The sequence below is a fragment of the Nocardia sp. 852002-20019_SCH5090214 genome (assembly GCF_001665865.1).
GTDB classification, from domain to species: domain Bacteria; phylum Actinomycetota; class Actinomycetes; order Mycobacteriales; family Mycobacteriaceae; genus Nocardia; species Nocardia nova.
In genome coordinates this window covers 83,601-96,317 of the sequence record NZ_LZMK01000340.1, presented here as the reverse complement: position 1 = coordinate 96,317, position 12,717 = coordinate 83,601, and the positions used below count along the sequence as shown (strand labels likewise).

The 12,717-nt window shown below is 68.4% G+C and carries 10 protein-coding genes and 1 pseudogene; 3 read left to right on the top strand and 8 right to left on the bottom strand.

Annotation, left to right across the window (positions count from 1 at the left end; all coding sequences use genetic code 11):
- Together A5780_RS40335 and A5780_RS27020 are read right to left on the bottom strand one after the other, a co-directional pair.
- A pseudogene (locus A5780_RS40335) lies at positions 1-181 on the bottom strand (hypothetical protein); the annotation flags it as partial.
- A gap of 261 nt (positions 182-442) precedes the next feature.
- Positions 443-1,069: a DUF308 domain-containing protein gene (locus A5780_RS27020; RefSeq protein ID WP_063019012.1), complete on the bottom strand. Its 627-nt coding sequence runs from the start codon at positions 1,067-1,069 to the stop codon at positions 443-445.
- A 183-nt stretch (positions 1,070-1,252) separates the two neighbouring features.
- Here A5780_RS27020 and A5780_RS27015 point away from each other — a divergent pair, with 183 nt between their 5' ends.
- A complete protein-coding gene (locus A5780_RS27015; RefSeq protein ID WP_064907037.1) occupies positions 1,253-2,566 on the top strand; it encodes a cytochrome P450 in 1,314 nt (437 codons plus the stop codon).
- Between the two features lie 55 nt (positions 2,567-2,621).
- Here A5780_RS27015 and narI read toward each other — a convergent pair whose 3' ends face one another.
- From narI to A5780_RS26995, 4 genes are read right to left on the bottom strand one after another with little or no spacing between them, the layout of a single operon-like run.
- Positions 2,622-3,356: a respiratory nitrate reductase subunit gamma gene (gene narI, locus A5780_RS27010; protein ID WP_064910066.1), complete on the bottom strand. Its 735-nt coding sequence runs from the start codon at positions 3,354-3,356 to the stop codon at positions 2,622-2,624.
- A complete protein-coding gene (gene narJ, locus A5780_RS27005) occupies positions 3,353-3,988 on the bottom strand; it encodes a nitrate reductase molybdenum cofactor assembly chaperone (RefSeq protein ID WP_064907035.1) in 636 nt (211 codons plus the stop codon). The genes narI and narJ overlap by 4 nt, the downstream gene beginning before the upstream one ends.
- Positions 3,985-5,643 carry a nitrate reductase subunit beta gene (gene narH, locus A5780_RS27000; protein WP_064910064.1) on the bottom strand — a complete coding sequence of 553 codons (1,659 nt, stop codon included), beginning with the start codon at positions 5,641-5,643 and terminating at the stop codon, positions 3,985-3,987. The genes narJ and narH overlap by 4 nt, the downstream gene beginning before the upstream one ends.
- Positions 5,640-9,335, bottom strand: coding sequence for a nitrate reductase subunit alpha (locus A5780_RS26995; protein ID WP_197521882.1), 3,696 nt, complete (start codon positions 9,333-9,335; stop codon positions 5,640-5,642). Before A5780_RS26995 ends, narH begins: the two co-directional genes overlap by 4 nt.
- A 248-nt stretch (positions 9,336-9,583) precedes the next feature.
- On the opposite strand from A5780_RS26995, the gene A5780_RS26990 reads away from it, so the two are divergent.
- Entirely contained in the window at positions 9,584-10,258 is a 675-nt protein-coding gene (locus A5780_RS26990) for an SDR family oxidoreductase (protein ID WP_063019004.1), read from the top strand.
- Between the two features lie 33 nt (positions 10,259-10,291).
- Positions 10,292-11,245: a DMT family transporter gene (locus A5780_RS26985; protein WP_064910062.1), complete on the top strand. Its 954-nt coding sequence runs from the start codon at positions 10,292-10,294 to the stop codon at positions 11,243-11,245.
- On the opposite strand, the gene A5780_RS26980 is transcribed toward A5780_RS26985, so the two are convergent.
- Both A5780_RS26980 and A5780_RS26975 read right to left on the bottom strand, forming a co-directional pair.
- Positions 11,235-11,993: a MerR family transcriptional regulator gene (locus A5780_RS26980; RefSeq protein ID WP_064910086.1), complete on the bottom strand. Its 759-nt coding sequence runs from the start codon at positions 11,991-11,993 to the stop codon at positions 11,235-11,237. The two genes, A5780_RS26985 and A5780_RS26980, sit on opposite strands and share 11 nt — an antisense overlap.
- Before the next feature lie 74 nt (positions 11,994-12,067).
- Entirely contained in the window at positions 12,068-12,697 is a 630-nt protein-coding gene (locus A5780_RS26975) for a TetR/AcrR family transcriptional regulator (protein WP_063910942.1), read from the bottom strand.
- Positions 12,698-12,717 lie beyond the last annotated feature (20 nt).

Genomic DNA, 12,717 nt, shown 5'->3' with positions numbered 1-12,717 from the left:
TGGGCCCCGGTGTGGAGGTGGGCTGCGGCGAAGGCGACTGCGCGGCAGGCGTTTCGGTGGCCGGTCGCGCGGAGGGTGCGGTCCCGGAGTCGCGTTGCGCACAACCGGCGAGGGTGGTGGCGGCGGTCGCGCCGAGCACCACCACCGCAGCCGTCCGATATCCGTATCTGCCGAATCTCACCTCGACTCCTTCCGACCGCACGCATGCGCGCTCAGTTCACCGCTACCTCCAGCACTACCCCCGCCGCCGGCGCGCCCTCCGCATCGGTCCAGCTCACCCGGACCCACCCGGGCGCGGAGACGGCCGACTGCGAGGGAACCCGATTGACGCGCACCGCGTTCGGCGTTTCCGGATCGGCGGCGGACACCTCGACGGTGCGGTGAGCAGTTCTAGTTTGCCGGGCGCGAGGGTGGTGCGGTGAACGACAACCATGTCCCGACCCTAATCCGCAGCCCGGACGGGGGTCTGCGCGCGCGGTCCGAGCAGACCGCGCACCCCCACCTGGTCGCCGCCGCGTTCGGGACGGCGGACGCGGACGGCCATGCGGATCTCCATCGCGCCGAGCAGGATCAGGCAGACGCCGACCAGAACCGACAGGGCCGCGACGGTGTCGATCGGCCACACCAGCACGAGGAGTCCGGCCAGCAGTGTGGCCAGGCCGTAGCCCTCGCGCCGGCCCGGCTTCGGCAGGTCCTCCGACCAGGCCGCGACGATCGCCTGCACGATGCCGCGGATCATCCATCCCATGCCGACCCACATCGCCAGCAACGCCACCCAGTCACCGCTGCGCATGCACCACAGCGCCAGCAGCACCGACAGGGCCCCGGTCCCGAATTCCAGCGCCTTGAGCCCGCCGCGGATGCGCGCGCGGAAGGCGACCGTGAACTGCCAGGCGGCGGTCAGCAGCAGGGTCGTTCCGAGCAATAGTTCCGCTACCGGAACGGACTTATCGGGCCAAACGAGCAGAATCACCCCGACGGTGATCGACGCACAGCCGATCGCGCACGCCAGGTGCCAGGCATCACCAGCGAAGACATCCCTGCGTCCGGCCGCTCGGAAGGTGGGCATGGCCCCGATGATATGGCCCCGGACGGTGCACCCTGCGCAATTTCCCGGGTTCGGCCCGGCCGATCCAGCTATCGGACAGCCGCCCACTGCTCATGGAACATGTGTGGTCCGGTAACGGTTACCGGGCTACCGTGGGGTGGATATCGGATCTCGCACCGCCGCGGACCGTCGGGAGGTAGCCCCATGACCACTGTGTTCCCGCCGGGTCCCCGGCTGCCGCGGGTGGCGCAGACGCTGTTGCACGCGAAGTGGCGGGGCTGGTTCGCCGGGGTGGCCTCGCGCCGCTACGGCGATGTCTACACGATGCGCATGATCGCACCGTATGCCGAGAATCTGGTGGTGTTCTCGCGTCCGGAACACATCCGCGAGATCTTCGCCGGCGCCCCGGCGGATCTGCATGCCGGCGAAGGCAATCGGGTGCTGGAGCCGGTGATGGGACAGCATTCGCTGTTGCTCACCGACGAGGACGAGCACGCGCGAGCCCGCCGGCTGCTGATGCCGGCGTTCACCGGCTCGGCGCTGCGCGGCTACCGCGACCTGGTCGAGGCTATCGCCAAACACCACATCGACCAGTGGCAGCCGGATACCACGCTGGTGACGCTGCCACGGATGAACGAACTGACACTCGATGTGATCATGCAGGTGGTGTTCGGCATCAGCGAGCAGCGCGGACGTGCCGAGCTCGCGCCGCGGCTGCGGTACCTGGTCGATGTCGGCCCGCTGATCTTCCTGGGCTGGAAATGGCATCGGCTGCAGCGTTTCGGCCCGTGGAAGCGTTTCGCCGACAACAAGAATGCGATCGACGCGCTGCTCTACGAGGAGATCGCGCGCCGGCGCGACGAGGCGGATCCCGGTGAGCGCGCCGACGTGCTGGCCCGGTTGCTCGCGGTGGGCGCGGAGGCCGGCGACGAGCCGCTCTCGGATGCCGAACTGCGCGATCAGTTGGTGACCCTGCTGCTGGCCGGGCACGAAACCACCGCGTCGGCGCTGTCGTGGGCGATGTTCGAATTGGCCGCCCATCCCGAGGTGCAGCAGCGGGCGCGCCGCGCGGCCGCCGAGGGCGACGACAAATATCTGGAAGCGGTGCTCAAGGAGGCGATGCGCCGCCATCCGGTCATCGGCGGCACACTGCGCCGGCTCACGCGCGAGACGACGATCGGCGGGTACACCCTGCCCCGCGGCACCGTCGTGCAGACCTCGATCGTGCTGGCGCATGCGAATCCGGACAATCATCCCGAACCCGAAAGTTTCCGTCCCGAGCGCTTTCTCGACGGCAGTGTGGCCGCCAACACCTGGCTGCCGTTCGGTGGTGGTGTGCGTCGCTGTATCGGCGCCGGATTCTCACTCATGGAGGGCGCGGCGGTGCTGTCGGAAGTGCTGGGCCGATTCGCCCTGGCGCCGGTGCGCACCCATGAACGCGGCCGCATCCGCAACATCACCAATGTGCCCGCCCACGGTGCGCCGGTGCTGCTGCGACCGCATCCGGGCACGCTCTGATCCCACAACCGATCCCGCAGCGCCGATTCCGTAGATCCCGCGGCACTCCGGCCCGCTACTGCACTCGTTCCCAGCCGCGCGGCGGCCGGTGCGCCCCGAGCGACACGTCCCGACTGCGATACACCAGATAGGGCCGCGTCAGATAGCCGACTGGCGCCGAGAACACGTGGACGAGCCGGCTGAACGGCCAGAACGCGAACAACGCACAGGCCGAGAGGGCGTGCAGCTGGAAGCCCAGCGGCGCCGCGGCCATCAGTTCGGGGTGCGGATCGAGGTAGAACAGCGACCGGAACCACGGCGAGACGTCGGTGCGGTAGTTGTGCGGATTGCCGGTCGCATTGCCGTAGACGGTGGCGGCGAGCCCGAGCACCAGAGTCACGCCCAGCAGTACGTACATGATCTTGTCGTTGCGGGTGGTCGCGGAGAACACCGAACCGACGGTGCGGCGACGGTAGATCAGGATGGCCAGCCCGGCCACGGTCGCGATGCCGGCGACGGAGCCGAGGCTGAACGACACGATGTGATAGGCGTTTTCGCCGATACCGACCGCCTCGGTCCACGACTGCGGGATCACCAGGCCAAGGACGTGACCGAGAAAGACGAACACGATGCCGTAGTGGAACAGCGGGCTGCCCAGCCGCAGCAGCCGGTTCTCGTACAGCTGTGAGGAGCGGGTGGTCCAGCCGAATTTGTCGTAGCGGTAGCGCCAGATCAGCCCCACCACGCAGATCGCCAGCGCCGCATACGGCACCGCCACCCACAGCAGCACATCGGTCGCGCTCACGGTCATCGGCGGCCTCCGATCGGCGTCGGCATGTAGGTGGGCGGTGCGAACGGTTCGGTGCCGACCTCCTCACCGGGCGGGCCGGCGGCGATGAGCCGGGCGACGACCTCGCTGTCGCTGCCACGCAGCGGCGGCAGGGTGGCCGAGACCGAATCCAGGACCCCGGCCCAGGGGGATCCGTACTCGCGCAGGGCTGCTCGCATCACCTCCACACCGGCGCGATGGTCGGTGAGTACCCGCAGGCCGGCTTCCGGTTCGGTGGCGGCGAATTCGAGTACGACCGCCAGATGGTCGGGAAGTTCCGCGTCGTCGAGTTGCCACCCGGCGCGGCGGTAGAGCTGCTTGAGGCGCAGCAACGCCATCCCCCGTTTACGGGTGTCGCCGTGGGAGAAATAGGTGAGATAGGGACTGAACCGTTTGCGGTGGTCGAAGGTGTCGACGTATTCGCCGCCCAGCAACATCGGCGGAGTACTCGCGAGGTGGGACAGCAGCGGACGCACGGGTGCGCCGACTGCCACCGGCAGCGCCGCCGTGGCCCGGGTGAGCAGCGGCAGCGAATCCAGCAGCGCCGCATCGGGATAGCCGAGCAGCAGCGATTGGATCTGCCACGCCGCGCAGCGTGTCGTCGTGCGGGTCATGTGCGGTGCCTCCCGCCTCGGCGCCGCGGTAACAGGCCTTCCGGCCGCCCGCGTCCGTCCCAGTTGAGCAGGTTGACCCGGGTCGGTTCGGAGGTGGGCGCGTCGGCGGTCTGGCGGTCCTGCAACATGCGGAAGTTCTCCACCGCAACGGGTGTCGGGCCGCCAGAGCTCTCGCCGAAGGGACCCCAGCCGCCCATTCCCGGGCCGCCGTCGCGGTCCAGATCGCATTCGGTGGCCAGTTCCTCGAGGCCGTGCGCCTGTTCGGCATGCGCCGTGGGAATGACGTAGCGCTGCTCGTATTTCGCGAGCGCCAGCAGCCGATACATGTCGTAGAGCTGTTCCTCGGACATGTCGACGGCGGCGGCGATCTCCGGGCGCGGCGGACGGCCGAGGTTGATATCGCGCATATAGCTGCGCATCGCGGCCATGCGCCGCAGGACCGCCTGGACCGGCGCGGTGTCGCCCGCGGTGAACAGCTGCGCCAGATAGTCGACCGGGATGCGCAAGGCCTCGATCGCCGCGAAGAGGTTGCCGTGGTCCTCAGCGTCGTGGCCGGTATCGCGCAGCGCGTCCACCACCGGCGACAGCGGCGGGATGTACCAGACCATCGGCACCGTGCGGTATTCCGGATGCAGCGGCAGCGCGACCCGATAGGCGCGGATCAGCGCATACACCGGGGAACGTTGCGCGGCCTGCACCCAGTCGCGCGGAATTCCGGCGCGTTCACATGCCGCGATCACCTGCGGATCGAACGGATCGAGAAAGGCGTCGCGTTGTGCGGCGTACAGGTCGCGTTCGTCGGGGGTGGCCGCGATATCGGTGACGGTATCGGCGTCGTAGAGCAGCACGCCGATATAGCGCAGCCGCCCCACACAGGTTTCCGCGCACACCGTCGGCAGGCCGACCTCGAGCCGCGGGAAACAGAAGGTGCACTTCTCCGCCTTGCCGGTGCGGTGGTTGAAATACACCTTCTTGTACGGGCATCCCGACACGCACATGCGCCAGCCGCGGCAGCGGTCCTGATCGACCAGCACGATGCCGTCCTCGGCGCGCTTGTAGATCGCCCCCGACGGACAGGCCGCCATACAAGCCGGGTTGAGGCAGTGTTCGCAGATGCGCGGCAGATAGAACATGAAGGTCTGCTCGAACTCGAATCTGACCTTGTCGCCGACCTTTTCCAGCAGCGGGTCGGCCGCCGCGAGTTCGGGGGCGCCGGCCAGATTGTCGTCCCAGTTGGCCGACCAGGTGATGGCGGTATCGCGGCCGGTGATCAGCGAACGCGGCCGCGCCACCGGCGGATGGCGTTGCAACGGAGCGGTGGTCAGCGTGTCGTAGTCGTAGGTCCACGGCTCGTAGTAGTCGGACAGTTCGGGCAGGGTCGGATTGTCGAAGATCGTGAACAGTGTCCGCATGCGGCCGCCGCGCCGCAGCCGCAACCGGCCCTTGCGGTCGAGAACCCAGCCTCCCTTCCAGCGGCTCTGATTCTCGTAGGTGCGCGGATACCCCTGTCCCGGGCGGGTTTCCACGTTGTTGAACCAGACGTATTCGACTCCGGCACGGTTGGTCCAGGTTTGTTTGCAGGTCACCGAGCAGGTGTGGCAGCCGATGCATTTGTCGAGATTCATCACCATCGCCAGTTGCGCCATGGGCCTCATCGGTAGGTCACCTCCTGGCCGCGGCGGCGGATCACGGTCACCTCGTCGCGTTGATTGCCGGTCGGGCCGAGATAGTTGAACGCGAAGGACAATTGCGCATAGCCGCCGATGAGATGGGTGGGCTTGATCAGCAGCCTGGTGAGCGAATTGTGGATGCCGCCACGCTTGCCGGAAGTTTCGGCCAGCGGTACATCGATCAATCGGTCCTGCGCGTGATGCATGTAGACCGTGCCTTCCGGCATGCGATGCGAGACGACGGCGCGGGCCACCACGACGCCGTTGCGGTTGACCGCCTCGATCCACTCGTTGTCGCGCACACCGAGTTTCGCCGCGTCGCGATCGGAGATCCAGATCGTCGGACCGCCGCGCGACAGGCTCAGCATCAACAGGTTGTCCTGATATTCGGAGTGAATGGACCACTTCGAATGGGGAGTCAGATAACGCAGCGACAATCCGCGCTCTCCCTGCTCCCCCAGTCCGGGTTCATCGAACAGGGCCGACATGTCCAGCGGCGGCCGGAAGACCGGCATTTGCTCGCCGACCTCGGCCATCCAGTCGTGATCGAGATAGAAATGCTGGCGTCCGGTGAGGGTGTGCCACGGTTTCGCGCGTTCGACATTGACGGTGAACGGCGAATATCGCCGCCCGCCGCTTTCGGATCCCGACCATTCCGGTGAGGTGATCACCGGCACCGGCGCGACCTGGGTGTCGGCGAAGGTGATGCGCTTGCCCGCGTGTTCGGCGGCCAGATCGGCCAGCGGGGTCCCGGTGCGCTGCTCGAGGGTGCGAAAGCCCTGCACCGCGAGCCGTCCGTTGGTGGTGCCGGACAACGCCAGGATCGCCTCGCAGGCGTCGATATCGCGTTCGAGGCTGGGGTGCCCGGCGGCCGGTCCGCCGCGCACGATGCCGTTGCGCGCCGCCAGGTCCGACACCTCCTGGCCCACGTCGAAGGTGACGCCTTTGGTGGCCGCGCCGAGCCGGTCGACCAGCGGCCCCAGCGCGCCCATTTTCGCGCGCACCGCCCCGTAGTCGCGTTCGACGACGGTCAGTCGCGGCATCGTCAGACCCGGAACGGGTTGGCACGCACCGGTTTTCCAGTCCCGCACCGCACCGTGCGGGGTGGCGAGTTCGTCGGGGGTGTCGTGCAGCAGGGGTGTCGCGACGATATCGGTGCGCACCCCGAGGTGACGCCGCGCCAGGCGGCTGAATTCGGCGCCGATGCTCAGGAAGGCGTCCCAGTCGGTGCGGGTCTGCCACGGCGGTGCGATCGCCGGGCTGAACGAATGCACGAACGGGTGCATATCGGTGGAGGACAGATCGTATTTCTCGTACCAGGTCGCGGCCGGCAGCACCACATCGGAGTACATGGTGGTGCTGGTCATCCGGAAATCCAGGGTCAGCAGCAGATCCAGTTTCCCGGCCGGTGCCTGCTCGTGCCACACCACGTCGCGCGGGCGCGCCTCCGGCGGGGCTTGCGCGGCGCGCAGCGAGGCGTCCGCACCGAGCAGATGACGCAGAAAATATTCGTTGCCCTTGGCGGAGGAGCCGAGCAGATTGGATCGCCAGATCGACAGCACGCGCGGGAAGTTCGCCGGAGCGTCGGGATCCTCGCAGGCGAATCGCAGTTTGCCCGAGGTCAATTGGTCGACGATATGGTCCGCGGGTGCGCGGCCCGCTCGTTCGGCCTCGTCGGCCAGATCGAGGGGGTTGCGGTCGAAGGTCGGATAGGACGGTGTCCAGCCCATGCGGGCCGCCTGCGCGATGAGGTCGGCGGTGCTACGCCCGGACAGATCGCCCGGACCGGTGGTCGTGGTGAGGGTGTCGGCGGCGAACGGGTCGTAGCGGAACTGATCGGTGTGCAGGTACCAGTAGACGGTCTGGTTCATGTGCCGCGGCGGGCGAGTCCAGTCGGTCGCGTTGGCCACGGTCGCCCAGCCCGTGACGGGCCGGCACTTCTCCTGGCCCACGTAGTGCGCCCAGCCGCCCCCGTTGCGCCCCTGGCAGCCGGTCAGTGTGGTGAGCGCCAGGAAGGTGCGATACATGGTGTCGGAGTGGAACCAGTGGTTGGTGCCGGCGCCGAGGATGATCATCGAACGGCCCTGGGTCTGTTCGGCATTCGCGGCGAATTCGCGGCCGATGCGAGCCGCGGCGTCGGCCGGCACCCCGGTGATCGTCTCCTGCCACGCCGGTGTTCCGGGATGGGCGGCGTCGTCGTAGCCGGTGGGCCACTCCCCGGGCAGGCCCTCGCGCCGCACGCCGTAGCGGGCCAGCATCAGATCGAACACCGTGGTGACGAGATGGCCGCCGACCGTGCGCACCGGAACGCCTCGTCGCACGACGGCGGCGGCGCCGTTGGCGGTGTCGAAGCGAGGCAGTTCCACCACCACCGCCCTGTCGCCGGCGGCCGACAGCGCCGGCTCCACACCGCCCAACTCCAGATTCCAGCGTCCGGTGCCTTCGGCGCCGTAGCGGAATCCGAGAGATCCGTTGGGCACCACCGGATTTCCCTGCCGGTCCAGCAGGACGGTCTTGAATTCGGCGTGTTCGGTGCGGGCGAAGTCGTCGAGATCGGCGGCGGTGAGGAATTTGCCGGGGCGGTGCACGCCGTCGCGTTCCTCCAGCCGCACCAGGAACGGCAGATCGGTGAACCGGCGCACGTAGTCCTCGAAATACGGCACCTGCCCGTCGACGAAGAACTCCCGCAGGATCACATGGCCCATCGCCATGGCCAGCGCGGCGTCGGTGCCCGGATGCGGGGCGAGCCATTCGTCGGCGAATTTGACGTTGTCGGCGTAGTCGGGCGCGATCGCGATCACCTTCTGGCCGCGATAGCGCGCCTCGGTCATCCAGTGCGCATCCGGGGTGCGGGTCACCGGGACGTTCGAACCCCACATCATGAGGTAGCCCGCGTCCCACCAGTCTCCGGACTCGGGCACATCGGTCTGGTCGCCGAAGACCTGCGGGGAGGCGACGGGCAGATCGGCGTAGAAGTCGTAGAACGACAGCATCGACCCGCCGATCAGCGAGATGAACCGCGAACCGGCCGCGAACGACACCATCGACATCGCGGGAATCGGCGAAAATCCCGCGACCCGGTCGGGTCCGAAGGTTTTGATGGTGTGCACATGGGCGGCGGCCACCAACTCGACCGCCTCCTCCCAGCCGGCGCGGACCAGTCCGCCGCGGCCGCGGGCGCTCTTGTAGCGCCGCGCCGCCTCCGGGTCGGAGACGATCGATTCCCAGGCGGTGACCGGATCGCCGGTGCGCGCCTTGGCTTCTCGATACATTTCGAGCAGCACACCGCGGATGTACGGGTAGCGGATGCGGGTGGGTGAATAGGTGTACCAGGAGAACGCCGCACCGCGCGGGCAGCCGCGGGGCTCGTACTCGGGGCGGTCGGGACCGACGGACGGATAGTCGGTGGCCTGCGTTTCCCAGGTGATGATGCCGTCCTTGACATACACCTTCCACGAACAGGATCCGGTGCAGTTGACGCCGTGCGTGGAGCGCACCACCTTGTCGTGGGCCCAGCGTTCGCGATAGAACTCGTCGGCCTGGCGGCCGCCGCGCACGTATTCGGTACGCAGATCCGCGGAGACGGTGGCGCGGGTGAAGAACCGCCTACTGCGAATCAGCGCCGCCGTCACTTCGGAATCCAGGGCCGCGCCGTCCCCGCGTGCGGTACGTGCCATCTGCCCGCCTCTCGCCCGGATCGCGGCGTCCCGCGCGATCGCCTCACCCCGTCACACGAACACTGGCACCGTAATCGCTAATCATTGGCAATCGTCGTATTTCGGCGACAACGGATACGGAGTCGAAATCGGTGACGAGCAGCGATCACCCAGCATGCCGCGCCATCGCGCACCCGGGCGCGGGACGTTTCGGCGCGGAGTCCACAATCGGCAGTGGACCGCACTCGCCGACAGAGAGGTGATCGCTCGTGAAGGTATTCCAGATCGGCGCGGCGGGCGGCGTGGGCCGCCGCCTCGCGCAACGGCTCGCGGACCGCGGTGACCAGGTCACCGGTATGCATCGCAATCCCGAACAGGCCGAGACCGTCGCGGCGACCGGGGCGACGCCGGTGACCGGCGATCTGATCCACGACACGGTGGAGGAATTGGCGGCCGAGATCGCCGGGCACGACGCGGTGGTGTTCTCCGCGGGCGCGCACGGCACCGGCCCCGACAAGACCACCGCCATCGACGGCGCCGGACTGGAGAAGGCCGCCGCGGCCGCCGCGCAGGCGGGCGTATCGCGCTTCGTGCTGGTGTCGGTATTCCCCGATGCCGGGCGCGACCGCGAAACCTCGGAAGGGTTCGAGCACTACATGCGGGTGAAGAAGTCCGCGGACGTCCATCTGACCCACACCGCGCTGGACTGGCTCATCGTGCGTCCGGGAACGCTGCTCGACGATCCGGGGTCCGGCACCGTCACCGCCGGCCTGGCCATCGAATACGGTTCGGTCTCCCGCGACGACGTCGCCGCGTTCATCGACGCGGCTCTGCACGAGCCGGCACTGAACCGGGTCATCGTCGAGCTCACCGGCGGCAGCACTCCTGTCGCCGACGCGGTGGCCGAATTGGTGGCCGCGACCACCCCGCGCAAAACCATGTGACAGCCGACGCCGCCCGGCCTAGCGTTCTCGGGCATGTCGAGGATCGCGCCCGAGGTCACCGCCGGGGACCGGCTGGGTTCGGGCACGGGGTGCGCGGTGGTGTCGGCGGTGTCGTTCGCACTCTCGGGCCCCTTGGCGCGCGGCCTGATGAACGCCGGCTGGAGTTCCGCGGCGGTGGTGATCGTGCGCGTCCTGGTCGGCGCCGTGGCGCTCGTACCGATCGCGGCCGTCGAACTGCGCAACAACTGGAAGTCGGTGCGCGGCAACGCGGCTCTGATCCTCGGCTACGGGCTGGTGGCGATCGCCGGAGTGCAGCTGGCGTATTTCACCGCCGTATCGCGTCTGGCGGTGGGGATGGCGTTGCTGATCCAGTACACCTCGCCGATCGCAGTGGTCGGTTGGTTGTGGCTGCGTCGCCGGCAACGTCCGGCCGGGCCGACGGTGGCCGGGGCTTTCCTCGGCCTCACCGGCTTGTTCTTCGTGATCGATCTGCGGTCGGGCGCGGCCACCGACTGGATCGGCATCTGCTGGGCGCTGCTGGCCATGGCCTGCGGGGTGGTGTACTTCCTGCTCTCGGCGCACGGCCACGGCACCTTGCCGGGAACCGTCCTGGCCACCGGTGGGCTGCTCGTCGGCGGACTCGGACTGCTCGCCGCCGGAGCAACGGGCGTCCTTCCGCTGCGAGCCACCGCGAATCCCGTTGTGTACCAGGGTGTCACGATGCCGTGGTGGCTGCCGATCGCGATCCTCGGCACCGTGACCGCTGCCCTCGCCTACGTCGCCGGCATCGCCGCCACCCGCCTGCTCGGCTCCCGGGCGGCGGCGTTCACGGGGCTGCTCGAAGTGGTGGCGGCCCTGATCGTCGCGTGGGCACTGCTCGGTGAGGCCCCGCACCCCGCCCAGTTGCTCGGCGGCGTGCTGGTCCTCACCGGCGTGCTCATCGTGCGCCGCGGCGAGGCGGCCGTATCTACGCCGATCAGTCGGTGAGCCGCTGCTCGGCGTAGACGGCCATGGCGTCGCGCTGGTATTCGGCCAATCCGGCCGCGATCCGCTCGTAGTTCGCCTTGAACCGTTCGTCGGCGACATACATCTGGCCGAGGCAGGTGTACGCGCTCCGGTTCGGGGTCCAGAAACGGCGGATCCCCTCGTACTGAGCGTGGATTTCGGCCTGTACCGCCGCATCCTCGACCGGTGTTCCGGCGGCCATGAATTCGGCCATCCGGATCATCGCGGCGGTCAGTTCCCGCTGCATGCGCTCGACGTCCTCGGCGGTCATATCGGCGGTCGCCTGCCGCGACTGCTCGAACTGTTCGGGCCAGCGCTCCCTGGCCTCGTCGTCGTACTGCGTGTGATCGAAGCCCGCGAACAGATTTTCCGGGCGGTTGATCTGCACTGACATCTCCTTGTTCCCTTCGAGTTCGGCGATGGTGCGCGCCACGGTCTCGGCCATCCGTCCCAGCCGGTCGCGTTCGGCGAGCAGCCGGGCGTACTGGCGTTTGAGCGCCGCCAGCGTGTCCGGTTCGGAGTCGACCGCCTCGGCGATCTCGGCGAGACCGAGCCCCAGCTCGCGCAGCACGAGGATTTGCTGCAGCCGCAACAGACTCTGCTCGTCGTAGTAGCGATAGCCGTTGCTGCCCACATGAGCCGGGGTGAGCAGACCGATGTCGTCGTAGTGGCGCAAGGTGCGGGCGGTGACTCCCGACATCTTCGCCACCTCCGCGATCGACCAGCTCATGGTGCTTCCCATCTGTCCTGAGGCCGGTCGCTCCGGCCTCGTCTTCGACGGTAGAAGTTGCCGTAACGTGAAGGTCAAGCCGAAAATTCGGCGGCCGGGCGCAGCCCGAGCAGGGTTTCGGCGATCTGCCGCATCTCGGCGAGATACCGGGCGCGCTCGGGCGCCGGATCGGCCCGGCGGGCGAGCATGCCGCTGGTCAGCGCATAGCCGACTGTTTCGGCGACCACGCGAACCGGCGCCGCGGGGGTGACGGTCCCGGCACGGTGTTCCCGGTCCAGGTAGCGGGCGAAGCGGCGGATCGGACGTTCGGAGATTTCGGCGGCCAGCTCGCCGATCTCGGGGTCGACGGCGCCGCGCTCTTCGATCAACCGCAGCAGCGGGCCGGCGTGCAGGACCGCCTCGGCGAACGATTCTATGGTGGCGCGCAACATCTCTCGCGGATCGGAATCGGCCAGTTCGGGTTCCTGGGCGGCGAGGAATTCGTCGCGAACCCGGGTGGCGAGCGCGTGGAAGATCTCGTCCTTCGAGGCGAAGTAGACATACAGCGTCGCGCGGGAGACACCGGCCCGGGCGGTGATCGCGGCCACCGTCGTCGCCGCGTAGCCGCGTTCGATGAAAACGTCGGCCGCGGCATCGAGCAGGGCCCGATGCCGGTCGGTATCCGAGCGCTCCCGGGCCGCTCGCACACTCCACGACGAGGTCATACCGTCCAGCATATTGACGT